This is a genomic window from Komagataeibacter saccharivorans, assembly GCF_004348195.1.
Lineage (GTDB): Bacteria > Pseudomonadota > Alphaproteobacteria > Acetobacterales > Acetobacteraceae > Komagataeibacter > Komagataeibacter saccharivorans.
The window spans coordinates 1900180-1920759 of sequence record NZ_CP036404.1 but is presented as its reverse complement, the minus strand read 5'-3'; the positions used below and the strand labels follow the sequence as shown (position 1 = coordinate 1920759).

Annotated in this window: 25 protein-coding genes; 13 read left to right on the top strand and 12 right to left on the bottom strand. The window is 62.9% G+C overall.

All coding sequences use genetic code 11. The annotated features are described in order from the left end of the window. Window positions 1–33 precede the first annotated feature (33 nt). A complete protein-coding gene (gene bluB / locus KSAC_RS08745; protein WP_174234092.1) occupies window positions 34–675 on the top strand; it encodes a 5,6-dimethylbenzimidazole synthase in 642 nt (213 codons plus the stop codon). Window positions 676–1062: 387 nt separating this feature from the next. Further along, entirely contained in the window at window positions 1063–1650 is a 588-nt protein-coding gene (locus KSAC_RS08740; RefSeq protein ID WP_102325360.1) for a DedA family protein, read from the top strand. A 36-nt stretch (window positions 1651–1686) separates the two neighbouring features. On the opposite strand, the gene KSAC_RS08735 is transcribed toward KSAC_RS08740, so the two are convergent. Both KSAC_RS08735 and KSAC_RS08730 read right to left on the bottom strand, forming a co-directional pair. Beyond that, on the bottom strand, window positions 1687–2283 hold the full coding sequence (locus KSAC_RS08735; RefSeq protein ID WP_102325660.1) for a TIGR00645 family protein: 597 nt from the start codon (window positions 2281–2283) through the stop codon (window positions 1687–1689). Between the two features lie 88 nt (window positions 2284–2371). Next, complete coding sequence (locus KSAC_RS08730; RefSeq protein WP_110547269.1) at window positions 2372–3592, bottom strand: NADP-dependent isocitrate dehydrogenase; 1221 nt, start codon at window positions 3590–3592, stop codon at window positions 2372–2374. 231 nt (window positions 3593–3823) lie between these two features. Here KSAC_RS08730 and KSAC_RS08725 point away from each other — a divergent pair, with 231 nt between their 5' ends. Beyond that, window positions 3824–5479, top strand: coding sequence for a phosphoethanolamine transferase (locus KSAC_RS08725; protein WP_132305130.1), 1656 nt, complete (start codon window positions 3824–3826; stop codon window positions 5477–5479). A 17-nt stretch (window positions 5480–5496) separates the two neighbouring features. Here KSAC_RS08725 and KSAC_RS08720 read toward each other — a convergent pair whose 3' ends face one another. Beyond that, a complete protein-coding gene (locus tag KSAC_RS08720; protein ID WP_102325363.1) occupies window positions 5497–5892 on the bottom strand; it encodes a hypothetical protein in 396 nt (131 codons plus the stop codon). A gap of 79 nt (window positions 5893–5971) precedes the next feature. Continuing rightward, entirely contained in the window at window positions 5972–6589 is a 618-nt protein-coding gene (locus KSAC_RS08715; protein ID WP_132305128.1) for a GDSL-type esterase/lipase family protein, read from the bottom strand. Window positions 6590–6718: 129 nt separating this feature from the next. Here KSAC_RS08715 and KSAC_RS08710 point away from each other — a divergent pair, with 129 nt between their 5' ends. The 3 genes from KSAC_RS08710 to KSAC_RS08700 all read left to right on the top strand — a co-directional run bounded on the left by KSAC_RS08710 (window position 6719) and on the right by KSAC_RS08700 (window position 8629). Continuing rightward, window positions 6719–7792, top strand: coding sequence for a restriction endonuclease (locus KSAC_RS08710; protein WP_132305126.1), 1074 nt, complete (start codon window positions 6719–6721; stop codon window positions 7790–7792). A 292-nt stretch (window positions 7793–8084) separates the two neighbouring features. Beyond that, complete coding sequence (locus tag KSAC_RS08705; RefSeq protein ID WP_243705163.1) at window positions 8085–8291, top strand: hypothetical protein; 207 nt, start codon at window positions 8085–8087, stop codon at window positions 8289–8291. Window positions 8292–8296: 5 nt separating this feature from the next. Next, on the top strand, window positions 8297–8629 hold the full coding sequence (locus tag KSAC_RS08700; RefSeq protein WP_102325366.1) for a DMT family transporter: 333 nt from the start codon (window positions 8297–8299) through the stop codon (window positions 8627–8629). A 29-nt stretch (window positions 8630–8658) separates the two neighbouring features. Here the strand turns inward: KSAC_RS08700 and KSAC_RS08695 are convergent, their stop codons facing one another. Continuing rightward, window positions 8659–9048: a hypothetical protein gene (locus KSAC_RS08695; RefSeq protein ID WP_207918672.1), complete on the bottom strand. Its 390-nt coding sequence runs from the start codon at window positions 9046–9048 to the stop codon at window positions 8659–8661. Window positions 9049–9224: 176 nt separating this feature from the next. After that, a complete protein-coding gene (locus KSAC_RS17290) occupies window positions 9225–9401 on the bottom strand; it encodes a hypothetical protein (protein ID WP_162900420.1) in 177 nt (58 codons plus the stop codon). Between the two features lie 273 nt (window positions 9402–9674). Between KSAC_RS17290 and KSAC_RS08690 the strand changes: the two genes are divergently transcribed. After that, complete coding sequence (locus KSAC_RS08690; protein ID WP_243705162.1) at window positions 9675–10169, top strand: phosphate-starvation-inducible PsiE family protein; 495 nt, start codon at window positions 9675–9677, stop codon at window positions 10167–10169. 30 nt (window positions 10170–10199) lie between these two features. On the opposite strand, the gene KSAC_RS17285 is transcribed toward KSAC_RS08690, so the two are convergent. Beyond that, window positions 10200–10361 (bottom strand): hypothetical protein, encoded by a 162-nt coding sequence (locus tag KSAC_RS17285; RefSeq protein WP_165927305.1) that lies wholly within the window; start codon window positions 10359–10361, stop codon window positions 10200–10202. Window positions 10362–10582: 221 nt separating this feature from the next. Here KSAC_RS17285 and KSAC_RS17280 point away from each other — a divergent pair, with 221 nt between their 5' ends. Both KSAC_RS17280 and KSAC_RS08685 read left to right on the top strand, forming a co-directional pair. After that, window positions 10583–10759, top strand: a complete 177-nt coding sequence (locus KSAC_RS17280; protein WP_162900422.1) for a hypothetical protein — start codon at window positions 10583–10585, stop codon at window positions 10757–10759. Window positions 10760–11132: 373 nt separating this feature from the next. Further along, window positions 11133–11324, top strand: coding sequence for a hypothetical protein (locus KSAC_RS08685; RefSeq protein ID WP_102325369.1), 192 nt, complete (start codon window positions 11133–11135; stop codon window positions 11322–11324). A gap of 26 nt (window positions 11325–11350) precedes the next feature. On the opposite strand, the gene KSAC_RS17275 is transcribed toward KSAC_RS08685, so the two are convergent. Together KSAC_RS17275 and KSAC_RS08680 are read right to left on the bottom strand one after the other, a co-directional pair. Next, window positions 11351–11524 carry a hypothetical protein gene (locus KSAC_RS17275; protein WP_162900423.1) on the bottom strand — a complete coding sequence of 58 codons (174 nt, stop codon included), beginning with the start codon at window positions 11522–11524 and terminating at the stop codon, window positions 11351–11353. Between the two features lie 81 nt (window positions 11525–11605). Beyond that, window positions 11606–12796 (bottom strand): aldose epimerase family protein, encoded by a 1191-nt coding sequence (locus tag KSAC_RS08680; RefSeq protein WP_132305124.1) that lies wholly within the window; start codon window positions 12794–12796, stop codon window positions 11606–11608. Between the two features lie 135 nt (window positions 12797–12931). On the opposite strand from KSAC_RS08680, the gene KSAC_RS08675 reads away from it, so the two are divergent. Further along, window positions 12932–13399, top strand: coding sequence for a surface-adhesin E family protein (locus KSAC_RS08675; protein ID WP_207918670.1), 468 nt, complete (start codon window positions 12932–12934; stop codon window positions 13397–13399). A gap of 252 nt (window positions 13400–13651) precedes the next feature. Here KSAC_RS08675 and KSAC_RS08670 read toward each other — a convergent pair whose 3' ends face one another. Then, window positions 13652–14605, bottom strand: coding sequence for a hypothetical protein (locus KSAC_RS08670; protein ID WP_243705161.1), 954 nt, complete (start codon window positions 14603–14605; stop codon window positions 13652–13654). A 323-nt stretch (window positions 14606–14928) separates the two neighbouring features. Between KSAC_RS08670 and KSAC_RS08665 the strand changes: the two genes are divergently transcribed. Together KSAC_RS08665 and KSAC_RS08660 are read left to right on the top strand one after the other, a co-directional pair. After that, entirely contained in the window at window positions 14929–15540 is a 612-nt protein-coding gene (locus tag KSAC_RS08665; protein WP_243705160.1) for a hypothetical protein, read from the top strand. Between the two features lie 130 nt (window positions 15541–15670). Then, complete coding sequence (locus tag KSAC_RS08660) at window positions 15671–16201, top strand: hypothetical protein (protein WP_207918668.1); 531 nt, start codon at window positions 15671–15673, stop codon at window positions 16199–16201. On the opposite strand, the gene KSAC_RS08655 is transcribed toward KSAC_RS08660, so the two are convergent. Continuing rightward, the gene (locus tag KSAC_RS08655; protein WP_132305120.1) at window positions 16195–16431 is read right to left on the bottom strand and encodes a hypothetical protein; all 237 of its coding nucleotides are present in this window, start codon (window positions 16429–16431) and stop codon (window positions 16195–16197) included. The two genes, KSAC_RS08660 and KSAC_RS08655, sit on opposite strands and share 7 nt — an antisense overlap. On the opposite strand from KSAC_RS08655, the gene KSAC_RS08650 reads away from it, so the two are divergent. Continuing rightward, the gene (locus KSAC_RS08650) at window positions 16430–17830 is read left to right on the top strand and encodes a GntT/GntP/DsdX family permease (RefSeq protein WP_132305118.1); all 1401 of its coding nucleotides are present in this window, start codon (window positions 16430–16432) and stop codon (window positions 17828–17830) included. The genes KSAC_RS08655 and KSAC_RS08650 overlap by 2 nt on opposite strands. Window positions 17831–17910: 80 nt before the next feature. Here the strand turns inward: KSAC_RS08650 and KSAC_RS08645 are convergent, their stop codons facing one another. Beyond that, a complete protein-coding gene (locus KSAC_RS08645) occupies window positions 17911–20454 on the bottom strand; it encodes an excinuclease ABC subunit UvrA (protein ID WP_132305116.1) in 2544 nt (847 codons plus the stop codon). Window positions 20455–20580: the final 126 nt, after the last annotated feature.

Here is a 20580-nt window from a genome sequence, read left to right as displayed (position 1 = left end):
ACAGACGGGCCGCAATGAACGAAAGAGAAGGGCATGACGACCATGCCCGAATTCTCTCCCGTCTTCATGGACCAGTTGGACGACCTGTTTCGCTGGCGGCGGGATGTACGGCACTTCCGCCGCGAACCCGTGCCCGAACCGGTTCTGGATGAATTGCTGCGTATTGCCTGCCTCGCGCCATCGGTCGGGCTGAGCGAGCCATGGCGTTTCGTCCGCGTGGACGACCCGCAGCGGCGTCAGGCCGTGCGGCAGGACTTCATGCGCTGCAATGCCGAAGCGCTGGCCGACCGCACCGGGCCGGATGCGCAGCATTACGCACGCCTGAAACTGGCGGGTCTGGACGACGCCCCGCACCATATTGCCGTGCTGTCCCATCCCGAACCGGCGCAGGGACGCGGGCTGGGGCGCGGCACCATGCCGCAGACGACAACATGGTCCACCGTCATGGCCATCCATACGTTCTGGCTGGCGGCGACGGCAAAGGGAATCGGGGTTGGATGGGTGTCGATCATCGACCCGGACCAGATCATGCGCGTACTGGATGTGGAACCGACGCTGGAACTGGTGGCGTATCTATGTGTCGGCTACCCGGCGGAACCGGCCAGCACGCCGGAACTGGAACGCCGGGGGTGGGAGCGCCGCGCACCCGAACGGCGGGAATGGATACAGCGGTAAGTGATGCGGCAGGGTGGCTGTGCCGTTTTCTGAAACTTTTTGAAAAAAGCTTCACCAAAAACGTCTTTATGATTTGTGGCATGGTCCCTGTTGCGCTGGCGCGGTTCGGTGCGATCCAGAAAACGGGGGGCAGATATTCACTAAATCCGGTTTTGCTCCGGGGCCGTTTCACCCATTGTGCCAGCCGGATTTCAGTCGGGTAATCGACATGCGCAGTTCCGGTGACCGCATGCCGGGCGGGGTTCAGGTCCGGCGCGCAATTCCTGCTCCGGCGGGGCTGGCATATGAAGCCGTGCATGATTTTCCCGAACGGAGGAGCGGACACTGCTGCATCATTTTGAATATCTGTTCCAGCACTACGGTTACGGGGTCATTACCCTGATCGTGATGCTTGAAAGCATGGGGCTTCCGCTACCGGCCGAGACCCTGATCATTTCAGCCTCCATCTACTGTGCCGCCACGCAGCGGCTTGATATCCAGTGGGTCGCGCTGGCGGCGGTGACGGGTGCCGTGATCGGGGACAATATCGGCTACCTCATCGGGCGGAAGGTCGGCCTGCCCCTGTTGCAGAAATACGGCCCGCGCATCCGCCTTACGCCGGACCGGCTTCTGCTGGGCCGTTTCCTGTTCCGCCATCATGGCAGCGCCATCGTATTCTTCGGTCGGTTCATTGCCCTTCTGCGCGTTTTCGTGGCGCTGCTCGCGGGGGCCAACCATATGCCGTGGCCGCGTTTCATGCTGTTCAATGCGCTGGGCGGGCTGTGCTGGGCCGGCGGGTATGCCACGGGCGCCTATTATCTGGGCCGCAAGGTAACGCAGGTTTCCGGCCCGGCCAGTATCGCAATGGGTATCGCGGTGGCGGTGGGGCTGATCGCCAGCGCGCTTTTCCTGCGCCGTAACGAAGAACGCCTGACGCAGCAGGCCCTGCGGGAAGCCCGCATGGACGATGCAGCGAAGGGGGCTGACGCGGCGTAATCGGGCGCAGGGCGGGAACGGATCAGGTAATCCGTTTCAGTGCGCGTCCGGTTTCACGCTTTCATGCCGCGCCGGTGCGCCGGGCGCTTCCATCATGCGGTCCATCATCGCCAGCATGAGACCCGATACGACGAAAGCCAGATGGATGCCGACGCTCCATGCCAGTGTCCGGCTTGGGATCGTGTCTACCCGGATGAAATCCGCCAGAACATGAATGGCGGACATGGCCACGATGGAGGCCATGAGCTTGATCTTGATGTCCCCGAACGTGACATGGCCGATCCAGTCCGGAAAGTCGCGGTGGTTGCGCACATCCAGCTTGGAGACGAAATTTTCGTACCCTGCGAACATCACGATCAGCAGCAGGTTGGCCAGCAGCACAAGGTCGATCATGTCCAGGATGCCGACGAATACATCGTCGAATTGCAGCGTGTAGCTGTCGCGCAGCAGCCCCCACATGGTCTGGAGGAACTTGACCAGAATGACCACCAGACCCGCTGTCAGGCCCAGATAAAGCGGCGCGCATAACCACCGCGCGCGAAAGAAAAGCTGTTCCAGCGTGCCTTCCAGCCACGGCGTTTTCTGCGCGGCGGGAGATGGGGGCGTTACGGCGGGTGGATGGTCGTCGTGCATAACCATCATATAATCACGCCCCCATCCCGACAGGTAGGCGCATCTGCGCGCATGGATGATTTTTCATCCATGCGGCGCGTCCGCGTGTTCAGCTACGCGACAGGGCGGTGCGCAGCTTCGTGTCCAGCACGTCGAGGAAGGGCTGGGTATCGAGCCATTTCGTATCGGGGCCGACCAGCAGGGCCAGATCCTTTGTCATCTGGCCCCCTTCGACCGTTTCGATGCACACGCGTTCCAGCGTGTTGGCGAAGTGGGTCACATCGGGGGTATCGTCAAACCGCCCGCGATAGGCCAGTCCGCGCGTCCATGCGAAGATGGAGGCGATGGGATTGGTGCTGGTCGGGCGTCCCTTTTCATGTTCGCGGAAATGGCGGGTCACGGTGCCATGTGCTGCTTCCGCTTCCACCACGTCGCCCGTCGGGTTCAGCAGGACCGATGTCATGAGACCGAGGCTACCGAAACCCTGCGCCACGATGTCGCTTTCCACATCGCCGTCATAGTTCTTGCACGCCCAGACATAACCGCCCTTCCACTTCAGCGCGCAGGCGACCATGTCATCAATCAGGCGATGTTCGTAGGTCAGGCCCAGCTTCTCGAAATCGGCACGGAATTCCCGTTCGTACACTTCCTGGAACACATCCTTGAACATGCCGTCATAGGCCTTGAGGATGGTGTTCTTGGTGGACAGGTAGACCGGCAGCTTGCGGTCGCGCCCGTAGGACAGCGATGCGCGCGCGAATCCTTCGATGGATGCACGGGTATTGTGCATGCCCAGCGCCACGCCGGGGCCGGTGAAGTCATGCACGTCCAGCACCTGTTCCGGGCCGCCATCGGCCGGGGCGTAGCGCAGCGTCACCTTGCCGGGGCCGGGAATGCGGGTTTCGGCGGCGCGGTAGATGTCGCCATAGGCATGGCGGCCGATCACGATCGGCTGGGTCCAGTGGGGGACAAGCCGCGGCACGTTGGAACAGATGATCGGTTCGCGGAAAATCGTGCCATCAAGGATGTTGCGGATCGTGCCGTTGGGCGAACGCCACATCTTCTTCAGGCCGAATTCCTCCACCCGTGCCTCGTCAGGGGTGATGGTGGCGCATTTCACGCCCACGCCGTAGCGGCGCACGGCTTCCGCCGCCTCCACCGTTACGCGGTCGTCCGTCTCGTCACGATGGCGGATGCCCAGATCATAATATTTCAGATCGATGTCCAGATACGGCAGGATCAGCCGTTCGCGGATGAAATGCCAGATAATGCGGGTCATCTCGTCGCCATCCATCTCGACAACGGGATTCCTGACCTTGATCTTTGCCATAATACGTTTGTCTGCCTTTATGATTCCGGTTTTCTGGTAACCGTTTTTTATCAACGACTGTTCTTCTGGCACCCGTCTGCGCGGGCCTCCCGGGGGGCGCATTATTAGGCGTCCGGACGGGGGATAAAAAGCGTTGCCGCGCGCCGGTTCATTCACAAACGTGCCATCGCCTGTTCTCGCCCCGGTACCATGGGGCTACCGGCAGGGGCCGCCCCATGGCATGAAACGTCCATGACGATCCCGCCCAGCCCGCCTGCCAGATCCCGCTGGCGTCTTCCATGCCGACCGGCGTGGCCTGATGCGTTGCTGGCCATTATGGGAGTACTGGCCCTTCTGCCCGCCTGTACGGCGTTGCAGGGCGTCATCCGCGCGGTGGTGCTCTGGGCGGTGGTGGCGCTGCTGTTCAACAGCAGGCGGGTGCTGATGGCGCTGTTCCTGCCGGTGGTCATGCTGTTTCCGGCCGCCGTGTATTACATCAGCATAAGCGGGACACCGCCGGGCTATCCGCTGTGGCTGATCCTGTTTTACTGCTCCGTGCCCGTTGTCGTGGGTTATGTGCGCCCGGTGCTGCCGTGGCTGTGTGTGTGGATCGGGATATGGACGGTGCTGGCGGGGTTCTATCTCGCCCGCCCGCGCGGGCCGGTGGTGCGATGGGGGATTCCCGCGCGTCTGGGTGCGGTCGCCGCGCTGCTGGCATGGATTGTCGTGCCGACGGTGCGGTTATGGCAGCATCTGCCGCCCACGCGCGGGGGCACCGAAAATCCCATGGTGGCCATTCATTCGCGTTTCGACCGGGCATGGCCGTGGGGCATGGCGACGGGTTATGTCGCGGCGCGGCGCGAAACCCGCCGTGTAACCGACATGGCGCGGCGGATCAGCCATGAACCGATCCATTTCCTTACGCTCCCGCGTATGGAACCGCGACAGGTTATCGTGCTGGTGATCGGGGAAAGCGCGCGCCGCGACCATCACCACATTTACGGCTACGGATCGCCAACCACCCCGGAAATGGAGCAGGTGAACAGCCTGCTGCATTTCGATGACATGGTGACACCCTTCGACTACACGGTCGGCGCGGTGCCGGTCATCCTGTCGGGCTACGACCGGCTGCGGCCGGGCGGTGGGCCGGGACATGATCTGGTCTCGGTCTTCAACGCCGCGGGATATGATACCTGGTGGATCAGCAACCATCCTCGGCTTGGCCCCTATGACAGCGTGATCGGCGCCTATTCGGAACAGGCGCACCACATCGCCTATACCACCGTGCATGACGGACTGATGAGCAGCCCGGTGCTGGATGAACGGATGCTGCCGGTAGTGGATGATGCGATTACCGGCGCGAAAGGCCCGGTCTTTATCGTGCTGCACCTGTTCGGCAGCCATGAAAACGCGGGTGATCGTTATCCCCGCGGTTTCGGGGGGCTGGGCACGGCCTATGACAACAGTATTGCCTATACCGACCATATGCTGGCCCATGTCGTATCCACCCTGCATGCCCATGGCGGTCCGGCAGTGCTGTTTTACGTCTCGGACCACGGGGTGCGCGTAAGTGAGTGTTCGGGCGGGATTCCGGCGCATGGGGATGTGCGCGCGGCCTATGAAATCCCGTTCTATCTGTGGGCGTCCGCCGCGTGGCGGGCAACCCATCCGCAGGCGGATCAGGCGGCGCATGACAACCTGCACGCGCCCTTCATGCTTTCCGCCATTCCCGGCAGCGTGCTGGATGCAGCCGACCTGCATTATGTGGGGGACGGGCGGGAGCAGTCCGTCCTGTCAGCCCATCCCGCCCGTCCGCGCCGCATCATCCACGGCGACAGCAGCGCCAACCAGAATGTTGATTACGACCACAGCCATGATGACGGGCGCTGCCATATCGCCCCGGACTGATGTGGGGCAGGCGGCGATCAGTGTCCCGCCGGATGCTTTTTGCGCCATGCTTCGTAGCGGCGGCTGTCCAGACAGTAGGCAAGGTTCTTGTATAACTGGATGTGGCGGATATGGGTCACGTCTTCCTGACAGGCGATCTTGTCGCTGTCCGTATATTCATCCCATGCGGGCTGCAGGACCAGCGCGCGTTCCTTTTCCCCCGTGACGCAGGCATTGGTGACCGCATCGCCGAATTCGGTCGTGCAGTCATCCACCACCGGATAGTTCGGGAAGGAAAGGGCAGGGGCGGGCAACTGCACTTCGGGGCGGATATACAGGGAATTGAGTTCCCCTTCGGGCACATCGGCGCGGGCGGCGGGAGCGCAGGCCACGGCCAGTATGCCCAGCAGGGCACAGGGGATGATCTTTTTCATGTCTGCATGCCTTGTTTCAGAAAACGGAACCAGCCGTCATGGCGGGTAATGTGGCAAGCATGGCTGCTGCTGCCAAGCGTCATGATGGGACGCGCAGCGGGGAAACCGCGCCCATCCATTTCCGCCATGCGGGCCAGTCGTGAACCAGCCGGGCCAGTTCGGCATATCCGCCGCCCATGGGATGGAATCCGTCGCCGCGCGCGATTTCCGCACACCACAGGGGGCGCGCGCGCAGGGGTTCCCATATCGGCAGGAAGGGTATCTTCATATCCGCGCATAGCCGGGCCATGGCGTCCGACAGGGCGCGGATGCGCCAGTCATGGTCCTCATGCCCCACGGGCGGCGGCCCGACCATGAGCACGGGCCATGTCTGCCGCGCCTGTTCCAGTATGCCCCGGGTGGCGCGCATGCTGTCCGCCCATGTAACCCGGGTCTGTCCACGCGGCGTGGTGGTGCAGTCATTGACCCCGAAGGACAGGACCACGCCGCCATCATGCCGCCCGTCCAGCCGGGAGCGGGTTTCGGTCAGCCAGCGCCGGGCGATGTCGCAACTGGTCTGTCCGCGCACGCCCAGATTGTACAGCGTGACATCCCGCCCGCCCCGCCGTTCCATGGCGCATAGCCGTCCGGCCCAGCCCTGGCAGGTCTGATCGCCCGTTCCCGTGACATAGCTGTCACCGATAAAGCAGAGTCGCATGTGCGGTATATTACGCGCCTGACGGCCCTGATGCCATGGCGTAAGTGACTGGGGTTTCCGTACTTTCCTATTTTGTTCTCATGCTCTAGTCTCGCCCCGTAACCAAAGCCAGGGGGCGATAACGGAAAGATGGGTGCAGGGATCATGCCATGGCTGTGGTGCGGGTTGCTGCTGGCCCCTGTTCCCGCGCGCGCGGCGTCGGAAGCCTGTTACGTACCGCCCGCATCCGTGGGCTGCGCACAGCCGGGCGCGCTGCACCGGGCGGATAATCTGTCCGCCGGGCCGGGGCAGGCCCATGCGCTGGCCCAGTTGCATTGCCAGCGCGTGGCCACGGGCGGGGAATGGGAACTGCTCGGCCATCATGCGGATACCGTGCTTCTGCGCCATCTGTCGGCGTCCCGTGGCGCGATCTCCCTCTATTTTCTCGCAAGTACTGTCCGGCCCGCGTCGGGTCTGGCGGGGGGGCTGATGCGACTTGTGCTGGTCGGGATCGCGGCCACGCTTCTCTGGCCCTTCATGCGGTATGGCTGGCGGTGGCTGCGGCGTCGCTGGGCATGGCGGCTGTGTATCCGCATGGTCAACCGGCATGCCGACGCGCTGCGCATACGGCGCAGGCAGCTTGTGCAGATCAACAGCTATGGTGTGGAACGCACGGGCCGGTGGCGGCGTGAACAGGCGGAATTCATCAAGACGGTCATCCAGCCAGCCCTGCGGCGCAGTCGGCTGGAAGGCGTATGGCCCAGCATTGCCCGGACCGTGCTTGCCCGTATCGAACAGGTTGCCCGCCAGCCGCTGGCCGGTGCGGGTAACAGGCATGAGGACGCCCGCTATACGCCTGACATGGACCCCATCGCCTATGAACGCTTTTGCGCGGCCAGCCTGCGGGCTGCCGGATGGGACGCGCGCGCAACCCAGCCTGGCAGCGATCAGGGGGCTGATGTGATCGCCACGCGCGGCAGGCTGCGGCTGGTCGTGCAGTGCAAGCTGTATCGCAGTGCTGTGGGGAATGAGGCGGTGCAGCAGGTATCAGCCGCGCGGATGCATTACCGGGGTAATGTGGCGGCTGTCGTTTCCAATGCTGATTATACGGCTTCGGCCCGTGCGCTGGCGCGGTCCAATGACGTGTTTCTGCTCCATCATGAGGAACTGCCCGCCTTCGCGGCCCGTCTGGCGCGGGCACGCGGCAAGGCGTTCATGTCATAACATGTCAGATAGGGGATGGTCGCCCCGTTCCGGCTCCGGTTCATCAGCCCTTTCGGGGCTGTGAAACCGGCACGGAAGGCTGATTGCGCGTACTCAGACGGGCCGTGATCAGCAGATGGGCGATCATACGTGCAGAGTTGCTCATGTATCATACCTCCTATCTTCCCTATACATGAAGCGTTTCGGGAAAGCGAAGGTTTCCTGCAACATTGCAAACAGTTTCCGCGCCGGTTGCGATTCAGGCGTGGCCTGCCCATCTTTGTTGGCAGATAATGGCCGTATGGGGGAAAAGTTGCGACGACATCGTGTAATGCTGGACGGGCGCGAACTCTATGCAGGGGCACAGTGGACCCATGTCCAGCGCTTTGCCGAAGCCCTGCGCGCGCGCGGGCAGGATGCGGTGGCGATTCGTGATGAAACGCCCCGCCCCCCGCGCCGGCCGCGCCCCCGTATGGCCGGGCTGCCGCCGCGTGCCACGCCCGCGTCCACACAGGGCTGAACGGCATGGCCTATTTCTATCTGGCCCTCGCCATCGTGGCGGAGGTCACGGCCACGTTCTGCCTGACGCTGTCCAATGGTTTTACCCGGCTGGCGCCGTCCTGTGTGACGGTGGTGGGCTATACGGCGGCTTTCTATTCGCTATCGCTGGCTTTGCGCAGCATTCCTGCCGGCATGGCCTATGCCATCTGGTCGGGCGTGGGCACCGTGCTTATCACACTGGTATGCCGTGTGGTGCTGGGGCAGAAGCTGGATATGGCCGCCGTGCTGGGCATGACCCTTATCGTGGGCGGGGTGCTGGTCATGAACCTGCTGTCAGGTGCGGGAGAGCATGGATGAAAAAGGCTGGCCCCGTCGGGAGCCAGCCATCAGGTCAGTGTCGACCGCCGCCGCCGTGACCACCGCCACCACCACCGTGACCGCCCCCGCCGCCGGGTCCACCGTGGCCACCACCACCGGGTCCCCCGCCGGGGCCACGTCCACCGCCCCCGCCACCGGGACCGCCCCTGGACCGCCATGTCCGCCACCCCGCCGGGGCCGCGTCCGCCAAAATGTCCCCCGCCACGCGGGCCGCCACGACCGCCCCGTCCCATATATATGGGAGCGCCCCCGTAATAATCGCCATACCCGCTGTAATAGCCACCATCATAACCATAGCCGCCATATCCCCCGTAATAGTAGGGCGGCGGACCATCGGCGCAGGCGGCCAGAGTGCTGGCCAGCGCCAGTGCGCCCAAGGGCCGGATCAGTCGTTTCATGGGCAGGCAGTTCCTTTTTTCCAATACGGCGTTCCGTCCTGATCTTGTCAGGTTCATTCTGTATAAAGAAAAAAGGTGGCAGGACGATGCAGGCCGATTTTCATGAAAATCGGCCAGACGACAGGGGCGATGCACATTTGTCCCTACATCGCCCCCGCGCTGACCGTTATGCAGGCTTATTTCAGCCCGTCGGCCTTGGCCAGTTCCTTGACCCGGCGCAGAAGGGAGACGGCGTAATCCTCTCCTTCCATCTTGGAGCTGAAACCGGAGATGGTGCCGGTCAGGCCACCAATATTGACCTCAAGACTGAATTTGCCCTGCGCATCGGGACCACTGGTCGTGACGTTGCTCATGATCGTCTCCTGTCGTGTTGTGACATGCGGGTCCCATATGGGGTCCGGTTTTCTAGACATAGGATGAATGGGCCGCGATCCAAGATCTCCCCCCGCATGCCTGCATACCGGTCGGCTGGCTTGACAGGGCAGGTCAGGATACCGGTCCCGCCTGTCATGGTCATGCCCCACGGTTTTGCACTGTCTGGCATGTTTCTGTTACAACCCTGATCCTCTCATGGCGTGGCTGAAGGCGGCGTCCTTCATTTCTCTGACCTTTGGCCGCTTACGCTTATGATGACACGCCTGCCCGGCTTTTTTCAGATGGCCCGCCTGTTCGACCTGTTCGAGGAGGGGGTGATGCTGATCCTGACCCTGCTGATCGTCGCCATTGCCGGGACATCGCTTGTGCATGTGGTGGTGGCGGTCTGGCGCATGCTGGTTTCAAGTGGTCTGAACCCAACCAGCCCCGATGTGCTGCAAAGTATTTTCGGCATGTTCTTTACGGTGCTGATCGCGCTGGAATTCAAGCATTCCATTCTGGTGCTGCCCGATGCACAGCCGCACAGCATGATCCGCATGCGCTCCGTGCTGCTGATCGGCATGCTGGCCACGGTGCGTAAATTCATTGTCATCGACCTCAAGGAGGTCAACGTGATGGAGCTGCTTTCGCTGTCGGCTGCCATCCTGTCACTGGGTATCGTCTACTGGCTGGTGCGGGCGCCACAGCCCGCCGCCGTCAGAACGGATGACCAGGCAGCTTCCGTAACCGCCGGCGCCGGGAACTGACGGATCAGGCCCCGGCAACCGGCCACGCCACTATTTCTGGCGCGCCAGTTCGGCTTCCAGCTTGTGGATGCGCTGTTCGAGCGCGCGGGCGTGTTCCGGCCGGTCCTTCAGCGCAATGTCATGCTCACGCCGGATCTGTTCCAGTTCGCGTGCCAGATCGGTGGTGGAAGGAAGATGATGTTCTGATGCCATTGTTCAGGTTCCTGTATGAAAAAGGGTTTCCTGACATGTCGGCACGTATCCGCCCGTCACAACCTGCTGTTTATGCGCAGGAGATATGTCGGGGCGGGTCAATGCTTGCAGCGCCCGATATGACTGGCATGATAACCGCGGCCATGAACCGGGGTGCCGGACCGTAGGCGGCAAGTACTCCGGCGCAGGCCACCGTCACGACCGGAAAGGGAGATCAGCGGATGGATTTCAAGATGGGCGATATTGTCGCAGTCAGGGATGACGCGTCAGTCAAACCCCAACTGCGTGGCGTCAAGGGCACTATTGTCGAAATGATCGATAATGGTCAGGTCCGCGTGCGCAATGACAGTACCGGTAATGACGAATGGTTTCCCGCAAACGCCTTGCAGCAGGAATAGGCGGGCGGGTGGACTCAGTCCCCTTCCCAAAGGTGTATGAAGGCGTAAGGGTAGGTCAGGCAGGTCCGGACAAGATGCCGCATCTGCGTGGTCCACTGCTGTGGGGTGCGCAACGGTGTCATGATCTGGCCTCCTTGTCGTGTAACGGTAGCGCGTCGGGGATGGGGGACCATGCCCCTCGTCGTGTGCCGTAAAGACAGGGAAGCATGGAAAATGCAGTGGCAGGGATCACGTATGCATGAGCATGCGCCTGTTGCGCGGCAGGCGCATTGCCGCTGCGCATGCCATGTTTGGACGATTGTGTAACCACGGTGATACAAGGCAGGGAGAGGGTTCCCGTCGGAAACCGGACCGAGAGACAGCGAAGAGATTGATGAACCGCGGCAAGATTGTGAAATGGGCGACCATCGTGTCCCTGCTGCTAATGATTGGCAGCGTTGGCGTTCTGGTGCGTGGTATGACGGCCGATGGGATCGGCCCGGTTTCGTGGATGGTGGCTGAAGGGCTGGCGGGTCTGGGCCTGCTGGGCCTTGGTCTGGTCAATATCAGTGGCGGGCGCGATTAGGCTCCACGCGCCCGCATGGGCATGCCTTATCCCCCCATGCCCGGTCCGCCGGAGCCACCGGGGCCATCACCGGGTCCATCCTGACCGGGGGAACCGGTCATTCCGCCCACGCCGCCGCTCTGGCTCGGGTCGCTGGGTGCATGGCCGGATTCGCACGCCGTAAGTCCGGCCAGAAGCAGCAGCACGGAAAATATCCTCATGGGGTCCTGTATCCTTCGATCACGCTTGAGTGATGTATTTAAGGGGTCATCCCGAGGAATCAACGTTTTCGTCCCTTATCGCTAAGGCTGCGTGCGCCCGGTCGGTTCCACGCCAAGACGGTATATGGTCGTTTCGTCGTAAGTCTGCCCCGGCCTGAGTACGATGCTGGGAAAATCCGGATGGCTGGGACTGTCGGGGTAATGTTCGGCTTCCAGCGCCACGGCATCGGTCTGCCGGTAGGCATGACCGGAAGGACCGGTGTACCGCCCGTCGAGCGCATTGCCGGTATAGACCTGCAGTCCCGGCTGCGTTGTCAGCACATCCATCATCCGCCCCGATGCGGGATCAGCCAGACGGGCAGCAAGTACCGGCGTGGATGAAAGCTGTCCGTTGACGATCCAGTTCTGGTCATAGCCATGTGTGTACATCATCTGTGGATCGCTACTGCGCAATCCGGCGCCAATGCGGTGTGGCGTGCGGAAATCCAGCGGTGTTCCCGCCACCGATGCGATGGTGCCAAGGGGCAGCGAGTGGGAATCGGTCGGGGTGTAGGTCTCCGCATTGATCTGCAGGATATGGTTTTCGACCGATCCGCTGCCTTCCCCCGCCAGATTGAAATAGCTGTGGTTCGTCAGGTTCACCACGGTCGGGCGGTCGGTCGTTGCGCGATAATGCAGCACCAGCGCGTTGTGCTGGTCCAGCGTGAAGGTGACATGTACCCGCAATGTGCCCGGAAAGCCTTCATCCCCGTCCGGGCTGACCAGTCCAAGTGTGACGCTGGCATGATCCGGCGTGGTGTCCGTGTCCTCCACCGTCCAGACATGCTTGTCGAACCCCTTGCGGCCACCATGCAGCGCGCTGGTCCCCTCGGTCTGGGGGATATGGTGGATCTGGCCATCCAGCCGGAAACTGCCATTGGCGATGCGGTTGGCCACACGTCCGACGGTCGATCCGAAAAACAGCCCGCCCTGTGCGCTGTCTCTGGTGTAGCCCTCCAGTGTCGGGAAACCCAGCACCACGTCATCGACATGGCCGTTACGGTCAGGGGCATCAATGGCGGCCACGGTCGCGCCATAGGTCAGGATCTTCACGCGCATGCCATGCGTGTTGGAAAGCGTGAATGCTTCCACCCGCTGTCCATCCGGCGTGAGGCCGAACGGCGCGCGTGTGAGTGTGGGGGCATCCGGCGCGGCATGGGCATCGGGTAGCATCACGCCGATCAGCATCGCCAGTAACAGGGTACGGTTTATGTGTGAAAAACGGGGGTACATGAACGCTTTCCGTCATTATGGGTTCAGGATGATCCCGTATTGTCCAGACATGCCTTGCTGCTACTGGCCCGATCCTGCAAAACAGTGACAGGAATGCGGGGCCCGGATGGTGCCTGCGCGGATGAAAGGGAGAAAATGGGATACAGGGTTGTGGTGGCGGTGCTGGCCGCGGGTATCGCCTGCGGCGGCATGGCGGACGATGCGCGGGCGGCACAGGAGCAGCCGCTTTTCCCATCCGCGCATCCGGCGGCGAATTTGCAGAAACTGCCCCCCTACCAGAACAAGGTGAACGAATATATCGACCTTGCTTCCGTTCAGGTACACGGCACGCATGCCACCGCCGCTTTCATTCAGGATTTTGACGAGGAGATGATCCGCCACGGCCTGCCTTTCGCTTCGGTCAGGTTTTCGGTCGTCTATAACTGCGCGGCGGATACCTATCGCACCCTGTCCTATTCCACATGGTCGGCCCATATGGGCACGGGCCACAGGATAGCCGATGGCCCGGTGCCGCGTGGCGAGATGGCTGTGGACCCGTCCCTGCGGGATGGCAGGCGCATTGCCTGTTCCCATGTGGCGGGAAAGCATGAAGGGGACAACTGAGTCCTCCATCTGTGGATAATGCGGTAAATCATGTGGATAACGGCGTGGATGAGTCGCATGCTTATCCCATGAATGGCCGGGGAAACAGGTAAAAACAGGCATTCCCCCTTCTGTGGACAGACGCTGGCCTGACCGGGTTGCGCGGGTAAGACCCTGCGGCGTTGATGCAGGGCGGCTGGTCCCTGCCATAACGCATCTGATTGCGTGCGGGTTTGACGCGCCTGTTTTTATGTATGGGCCATCAGGGGGAAGTCAGGGCCTGGGCGTGGCGGCGGCATTGCCGTTCTTGGCGGGCAGGATGTCGTCACTGCCGCTGGACCCGGACACAAGCTGCCACTGCCGGCGGTCATCCTGATAGCGTGACAGGCACATGAACAGCGCCTGATATTTTTCCAGTCGCCCCGGATCGGTCACAAGGGAAAGGCAGGCCGCGCGCAGGTCGCTGTCATACTGCGTCCACTGGGCGGTCAGGCTGGCCTGACTGCCCTGTTCGGCGGTGACGCATTCCCCATCCGTGTCCTGCATTTCGATATGGGCGCGGTCGCAATTGGCGGCGATGTCGTAATGCGGCAGCACGACCCGGCGACCATGCTGGGTGTCATACGGATGGTGGGCCAGTTTCTCTATGTCCAGTCCCGGTGTGGCGGCTGCCTGCGCGGGGGCTGGTTCCAGCGGCGGCGGCAGGCTTTCGCCATGCGCCAGCGCGTATTTCGCCATATCGTCCAGCGCCGCCCATCCGCCCTTGAGGGAGAAGGAAACGGGGTCATGTTCAAAGGGGATCAGCGTGCCCGTTTGCGCCGTTTTCAGCGCGTTGACCAGATCGGGCATACTGTCTGCCTTAAGGTCGCCACCCGCCGTGTCCCATTTCTGGCCGGTCTGGAAGGTCTGTAGCGCTACGCTGAATTTGGGGCCGATCATGACCACGGCTGTCTGTATGCCCGCCGGGTTGCGGTAGCGGCCATGGCGCTGGTGAACGGCAAGGCCGAGTGTCCCGCTGGCGGAGCGGTAGAACATGATATCCAGCGAACCCTGATGGGACATGATCATGGGCTGGCCGCCCGCACCGCCATTGGCGAAAACCCAGTCCGGGTCAGCCGCCCGCGCATGCGATGTGGCGCAGAGGGTCCCGATTGCCAGGATGGCAGCAGGTAACAGGCGCATCCCGGCTTTTTCCTTCCATAATCCGCAGGTTGTGTGGTCCGCCATGATAACGGTGCGTGACCCACTGGCCAATGCCGCCTGCCGCTGTGCAGGGCTGCGGGCAGGAAAATGAAAATCTTCTTTACTATTATTGTCGGCGACGACGTGGCAGGGACCGCGTTCGGGAGCAGACACACTTTGTCGTAGATCAGCCATGATGCCGCGCCGGGATGTATCATCTTCCTATTGGGGAAAACCGGTCATGCGTTCATGAGCTTCTGCCTTGTGCATAATTATGACAATATGTGTCAATATCACGTTCCAGCGATAGACAGACTTACCCTCCACTCCGATTCGTCGGTCTTTGTTGCAATGGGGATTGTTGCAAAGTGAACAGGAAACAGAATTTTCTACTGGCCTGCATGGTGATTGCCAGCGTGCCCGCGATGGCACGGGCGCAGTCCTATGACGCAAGCCCGCAGGCGGTGCCCGTGGCCATGCAGCCCGAAGATGAGAACCGTGGCCCCAGCCCGTCGCAGATGCTGGTGGATGAGCGTGCGGGCGGCTGGGTCGCCATCCATCACACGCCTGATGCGGGCGTGCATACGGATCTGTGCATCGCCGGATCAGAGAGCGAGATCCTGATGTTCCGCGCCGATGCCGACTCGCTTCAGGTACGCAGCGCCGATGACCACTGGACATTGGGCACGGGCCAGAAAGGCGACATGACCGTAACGGTCGGCGCCTACAGCACGGTGTTCCACATGCAGGCCAATGACGCCACGACCCTTGTGGCGGATATTACGCCAGCGAACCTGACCACCCTGCTCAATGCAATGGCGCATACGCACATGGCGGTGGTGAAGTTTGGCGATCACACCACCCTCAGCGTCAATCTTGCGGGTAGCGTGCCGGTGCTTGACCGCTTCCGCGGGTGCGCGGAAACCCAGCATTTCGCTGATCTGGGGCAGGGTGCCGGACAGAAGGCGTCGCCTTTCTAGCAGGCCGCCCGGCTGTCGCGCGCATGGCAGCCCGCACGTTGCCTTGTGGTGACATGGGCGACGTGTATGGCAGAAACTTCCCTCCGGATCGTCAGCGCGGGCTGATGCTGAAAGAGAAGGAAGACAGGACGTGAGGCGAGGTTTGCATGTGGGCGCGCTGGCCGGGCTGGCCATCATGGCTGCGGGAATGACCCCGGCCGCCACCATGGCCCGGGAAGCGAAGACACGGCACGAAGTGGCCACCCCGGCTGCGGCAACGATGGATGTGGCGGCGTTCCAGACCCAGGCGGGCCAGTATGTGGGCAGGCTGGTGCATGTATCCGGGTGCTACATCACCTCCGCCAATTCGGGTGGGGCGGACTGCGCCGCGTTCCGTATCGCCGACCTGCCCGGTCAGGTGGACTGGAACGGGTCCGTGCCGCTTGATGGCCCCACGATGGAGGAAACATCCTTCCGCAGGGCGCAGCAGATCTGTGGCGATACCGGCCAGCATGAACAGTGCCGGGCCGAGGTCAGCGGCGTGGTGTATGACCCGTTTGGCGATATGGGCGTGCAGGGGCAGCGTAATTTCGAACTGCGTAACGTCCGCATCCAGTGGCTGGCGGAACCCACGGCCCACCCGGTGGAAAAAATGCATGGCGGACATCACGCCGCTCACTGAAGCATCGTCCGTGCATGAAGGGGTGATACAGCCCCTTCGGGTGACGTGCGGGCGGGCGGCTGGTTTCCCCCATCCATGAAATCCGGATGGATCAGCCCCTGAAAACAGTCGTCGCGTGACGGACGGCACTGTTTTTCCGGCATGGCAGCGTTGCGGGCTGGTGCGGGATGCCCGATAAGGTCGGAAGGGTCAGGCGGTGCTGGCCGTTCTTCTGCACGGGATTCGCCCATGACGTCGCTCGCGCTGATACTGACCGGTACCGGCTCCATTGCCGTATTGCTGCTGCTTATCCTTCGGCTGCGGCTGCATCCTTTCGTGGCCCTGCTGGTCGTGGCGATTGGCGTGGCGCTGCTGACCGGCATGCCCGTGGCAAAACTGACCGATGCGATTCAGGGCAGCATGGGCCGGACTATGGGCCATATCGCCATTATCGTGGCGCTTGGGGCCATGATCGGCCGTATGATCGACCTGTCTGGCGGGGCTGCCGTGGTGGCCGACGGGCTGGTCCGCCGCGTGGGGGCGGCCCATGTGCCGCTGGCGCTGGTCATCGCCGCCTTCGGGGTGGGCATTCCCGTATTTTTTGAAGTCGGCGTCATCATGCTGATGCCGCTGGTCTATGGCATGGCGCGGCAGACAGGCCGCGCGCCCGCCATATTCGGTATTCCGATGGCAGTGACCATGCTGACCGTGCATGCGCTGCTGCCGCCTCATCCCGGTGCCGTGGCGGTGGCGGGTGCGCTGGGGGTCGGGGCGGGCCGCATGCTGCTGCTGGGGTTGCCGCTGGCGGCTGTGGTGACGCTGCTGACCTATGTGGTCACGCGCCCGATCATGACGCAGCCCTTTGGCTGCACGCCCGATATCCGCGCCGTGGTGGATGAGGCCCGGACCGCAGCCCACAACCATGATGCGGCGGATGAACCGGCCCGGTCCTTCATGCAGGCATGCCAGCGCAACCCGGTCAGCGGAATGGAGATCGTGTCCGTCATTGCCGTGCCGGTGGTACTGATGGTGGCGGGCACGCTGGCGGGGGATCTCATGTCGCCCGGTCGCCTGCGCAGTGTGCTGGTGTTCGCGGGCATTCCCTTTGTCGCCCTTGGGCTGGATGTGCTGCTATGTGCGTGGCTGCTGGGGCTGCGCCGTGGCATGGCGCTTGCCACCGTGTCCGATGTGGTGGCGGCCGCATTGCCGGGTACGGCCATCATCATCCTGATTACCGGCGCGGGGGGCGCGTTCGCGCAGGTGCTGGTTGGCAGTGGCGTAGGCGATGCGCTGGGTGGGTTGCTGGCGGCCACGGGGCTGCCGCTTCTGGTGCTGGCCTTTGTCCTGACCATGATCCTGCGCGTGGCGCAGGGGCCGACCACCGTGGCGCTGATGACCACGGCGGGCATCCTTGGCCCCATGATCGGACGGATGAATCTGGACCAGACGCATCTTGCCCTCGTGGCGCTGGCCATGGGGGCGGGGGGCATGGCCCTTTCCCATGTCAATGATGCCGGGTTCTGGATTGTGACCCGTCTGTGCGGTGTCAGCGTGCGTGAGGGACTGCAAAGCTGGAGCCTCATGACGCTGGTTGCCGCCCTTCTGGCTTTCGCGGGCGTCGCCACGCTGTGGGGCGTGCTGCCTGCCTGATCGGCATGGCGCCGCCCCCGGGTCTTGAGCATTCGGGCAAAGACTGAAGGCGTTAGAAAACGCTGTCTCCCGACACGCCTTCAGCCCGTCAGCGGTAGCAGGAAGGGGGCAGTCTGGCTGGCCGGGTCATGCGCGACTGCCTGCGGCGTGCCCGCGGCGACAATTCGCCCCCCCGCATCGCCCGCGCCCGGTCCCATGTCGATTATCCAGTCTCCCCGTGCTGCGACGCGCATGTCATGTTCGGCTACCACCACGCTATGCCCTGCATCGACCAGCGATTGCAGGTGAACCTGCAGCCGGTCCACATCGGCGGGGTGCAGGCCGGTGGTCGGTTCATCAAGGATATACAGGGTATGTCCCCGGCGCTGTTTCTGCAGTTCGGTGGCAAGCTTGATGCGCTGGGCCTCACCGCCAGACAGTTCGGTCGCGGGCTGCCCCAGTTTGAGATAACCAAGCCCGCCCTGCTGCAATGTTCCAAGTGCCGCCGACAGGGCAGGGGTCTGCGCGAAGAATGTGGCGGCTTCATCCACGGTCATGTCCAGCACATCGGCAATGGATCTGCCCCGTATCGTGACTTCCAGCACTTCCGGCTGGTAGCGCGTGCCGTGGCAGGTGGGGCAGGGTGAATAGACACTGGGCAGGAACAGCAGTTCCACCATGACCGATCCGGCCCCTTCGCATGTGGGACAGCGCCCTTTCGGCAGGTTGAAGGAAAAGCGGCCAGCATCGTATCGACGCGACTTGGCCAGATCGGTGGCCGCGTACATCTGCCGGATCGTATCGAACAGGCCGGTATAGGTCGCAAGGTTGGAGCGTGGTGTGCGGCCAATCGGTTTCTGGTCGATCATGACCAGCCGTTTCAGTGGCCCTGTCCCCCCGACCACATGCCCCTGCGGTGTGCCGACGGGGCGGTCCGCGATATCGTCCCCATCCGTGTCCGCAGCCAGTTTCTGGCCAAGCGCGCTGGCGACAAGGATGGGAAGCGCCTGACTGACCAGACTGGACTTGCCCGAACCCGACAGGCCGGTCACGGTTACGAAACAGCCCAGCGGGATATCGATGCCCAGATCATGCAGGTTGTTCCATGTCACCCCCGCCAGTTTCAGCCAGCGTGTGGGTGTGCGTGGCGTGCCCGCGATGGGGGCGTCACTGGCAAAAAGATACGGGGCGGTGCGGGAGAGGGGGACATCACGCAGGCCCTCCGGCGGCCCGCTATACAGCACTTCACCGCCGCGCGTGCCCGCATCGGGGCCGACATCGACAATCCAGTCCGCCCGGCGGATCAGGTAGAGGTTATGTTCAACGATAAACAGCGAATTTCCTGCCGCTTTCAGCCCTTCCAGCGCATCAAGCAGGTTATGGGCATCGGCGGGATGCAACCCGCTGGATGGTTCATCAAGCACATAGACCACCCCGAACAGGCTGGAGCGGATCTGGGTGCCCAGCCGCAGGCGCTGGTATTCCCCCGGCGAAAGCGTCGTGACGGAACGGTCGGCCTGCAGGTATCCCAGCCCCAGATGTTCCAGCACCGCGATGCGCCCGATCAGGTCTGCCGCCATGCGGTGTGCGGCGATGGCCGTGGCGTCCCCAGCCTGCGGGGTATCGTCCAGCGTTGCCGCACCTTCGGCCAGTGGGGCAAGCGTGCGCGCGATGGTGGACAGGGTCTGGCCGGTCATCTGCGCAATATTCATCCCCGCCAGCGTCACGCGCAGGGCGTCGGGATTAAGACGCTGGCCATGGCAGGTGGGGCATGGTGTCGCGGTCAGGAAGCTTTCGGCCCTCCTGCGCATGCTGGCGCTTTGTGATGTGGCGAAGGTATGCAGCACATAGCGCCGCGCGCCGGTGAAGGTGCCGTTATACGATGGCGGGATATCATGGCGGATGGCGCGCTGTATCTCCGCATGGTCCAGCCCCGGATAGACGGGATAGGTCGGGGTTTCGTCCGTATACAGGATCCAGTCGCGCGTTGCCTGTGGCAGGTCGCGCCAGGGGCAGTCCACATCCACCCCTTTTGTAATCAGGATATCGCGCAGGTTCTGGCCCTGCCACGCGGTGGGCCACGCGGCGACGGCGCGCTGACGGATGGAAAGACTGTCATCGGGCACCAGCAGCCCGGTGGTGGTATCCATGATGCGGCCCTGTCCATGGCATTGGGGACAGGCACCGGCAGGGGTGTTGGTGGAAAAGGATTCCGCTTCCAGCCGCTTCATGCCCGCCGGGTAACGGCCCGCGCGCGAATAGAGCATGCGCAGCAGGTTGGACAGCGTGGTGATGCTTCCTACGGACGAGCGTCCCGTCCCTGTCCCGCGCTGCTGTTGCAGGGCGATGGCGGGGGGCAGGCCCTCGATCGCGGTGACATCGGGCACCGGCATCTGCCGGAACAGCCGCCTTGCGTAGGGGGAGACGGAGTCCAGATACCGGCGCTGTGCCTCGGCATACAGCGTGCCGAACGCCAGTGATGACTTGCCCGACCCCGAAACCCCCGTGAACACCACCAGCCGGTCACGCGGCATGGCCACGTCCACATCCTTCAGGTTGTGTTCACGCGCGCCACGGACACGCACGAAATTGGCCTGATCCTGCGGGGCGGATGGAACCGGGACGGTTGTGGGGCGCTGCGGCATGAAAGCGGGCCTTTGTGCAATGGGTCGTCAGCGGCGCCTGCGTTACGGCACCATTACGAACGGTGTTAGATGAATTCGCGCTGCCCGAACAGGCCACTGGAATTATCGAACGTTATGTATTTGATT

What these genes read in the sequence shown, in the direction of transcription:
- KSAC_RS17285 (WP_165927305.1), bottom strand. Translation starts at nt 10,361, where the DNA reads ATGGCATCAGAACATCATCTTCCTTCCACCACCGATCTGGCACGCGAA.
- KSAC_RS08650 (WP_132305118.1), top strand. Translation starts at nt 16,430, where the DNA reads ATGACGTCGCTCGCGCTGATACTGACCGGTACCGGCTCCATTGCCGTA.
- KSAC_RS08710 (WP_132305126.1), top strand. Translation starts at nt 6,719, where the DNA reads ATGGGTGCAGGGATCATGCCATGGCTGTGGTGCGGGTTGCTGCTGGCC.
- KSAC_RS08690 (WP_243705162.1), top strand. Translation starts at nt 9,675, where the DNA reads ATGATGACACGCCTGCCCGGCTTTTTTCAGATGGCCCGCCTGTTCGAC.
- KSAC_RS17290 (WP_162900420.1), bottom strand. Translation starts at nt 9,401, where the DNA reads ATGAGCAACGTCACGACCAGTGGTCCCGATGCGCAGGGCAAATTCAGT.
- KSAC_RS08645 (WP_132305116.1), bottom strand. Translation starts at nt 20,454, where the DNA reads ATGCCGCAGCGCCCCACAACCGTCCCGGTTCCATCCGCCCCGCAGGAT.
- KSAC_RS08730 (WP_110547269.1), bottom strand. Translation starts at nt 3,592, where the DNA reads ATGGCAAAGATCAAGGTCAGGAATCCCGTTGTCGAGATGGATGGCGAC.
- KSAC_RS08720 (WP_102325363.1), bottom strand. Translation starts at nt 5,892, where the DNA reads ATGAAAAAGATCATCCCCTGTGCCCTGCTGGGCATACTGGCCGTGGCC.
- KSAC_RS08670 (WP_243705161.1), bottom strand. Translation starts at nt 14,605, where the DNA reads ATGGCGGACCACACAACCTGCGGATTATGGAAGGAAAAAGCCGGGATG.
- KSAC_RS08725 (WP_132305130.1), top strand. Translation starts at nt 3,824, where the DNA reads ATGACGATCCCGCCCAGCCCGCCTGCCAGATCCCGCTGGCGTCTTCCA.
- KSAC_RS08685 (WP_102325369.1), top strand. Translation starts at nt 11,133, where the DNA reads ATGAACCGCGGCAAGATTGTGAAATGGGCGACCATCGTGTCCCTGCTG.
- KSAC_RS08735 (WP_102325660.1), bottom strand. Translation starts at nt 2,283, where the DNA reads ATGCACGACGACCATCCACCCGCCGTAACGCCCCCATCTCCCGCCGCG.
- KSAC_RS17275 (WP_162900423.1), bottom strand. Translation starts at nt 11,524, where the DNA reads ATGAGGATATTTTCCGTGCTGCTGCTTCTGGCCGGACTTACGGCGTGC.
- bluB (WP_174234092.1), top strand. Translation starts at nt 34, where the DNA reads ATGACGACCATGCCCGAATTCTCTCCCGTCTTCATGGACCAGTTGGAC.
- KSAC_RS08675 (WP_207918670.1), top strand. Translation starts at nt 12,932, where the DNA reads ATGGGATACAGGGTTGTGGTGGCGGTGCTGGCCGCGGGTATCGCCTGC.
- KSAC_RS08715 (WP_132305128.1), bottom strand. Translation starts at nt 6,589, where the DNA reads ATGCGACTCTGCTTTATCGGTGACAGCTATGTCACGGGAACGGGCGAT.
- KSAC_RS08740 (WP_102325360.1), top strand. Translation starts at nt 1,063, where the DNA reads ATGCTTGAAAGCATGGGGCTTCCGCTACCGGCCGAGACCCTGATCATT.
- KSAC_RS08655 (WP_132305120.1), bottom strand. Translation starts at nt 16,431, where the DNA reads ATGGGCGAATCCCGTGCAGAAGAACGGCCAGCACCGCCTGACCCTTCC.
- KSAC_RS08680 (WP_132305124.1), bottom strand. Translation starts at nt 12,796, where the DNA reads ATGTACCCCCGTTTTTCACACATAAACCGTACCCTGTTACTGGCGATG.
- KSAC_RS08695 (WP_207918672.1), bottom strand. Translation starts at nt 9,048, where the DNA reads ATGAAACGACTGATCCGGCCCTTGGGCGCACTGGCGCTGGCCAGCACT.
- KSAC_RS17280 (WP_162900422.1), top strand. Translation starts at nt 10,583, where the DNA reads ATGGATTTCAAGATGGGCGATATTGTCGCAGTCAGGGATGACGCGTCA.
- KSAC_RS08700 (WP_102325366.1), top strand. Translation starts at nt 8,297, where the DNA reads ATGGCCTATTTCTATCTGGCCCTCGCCATCGTGGCGGAGGTCACGGCC.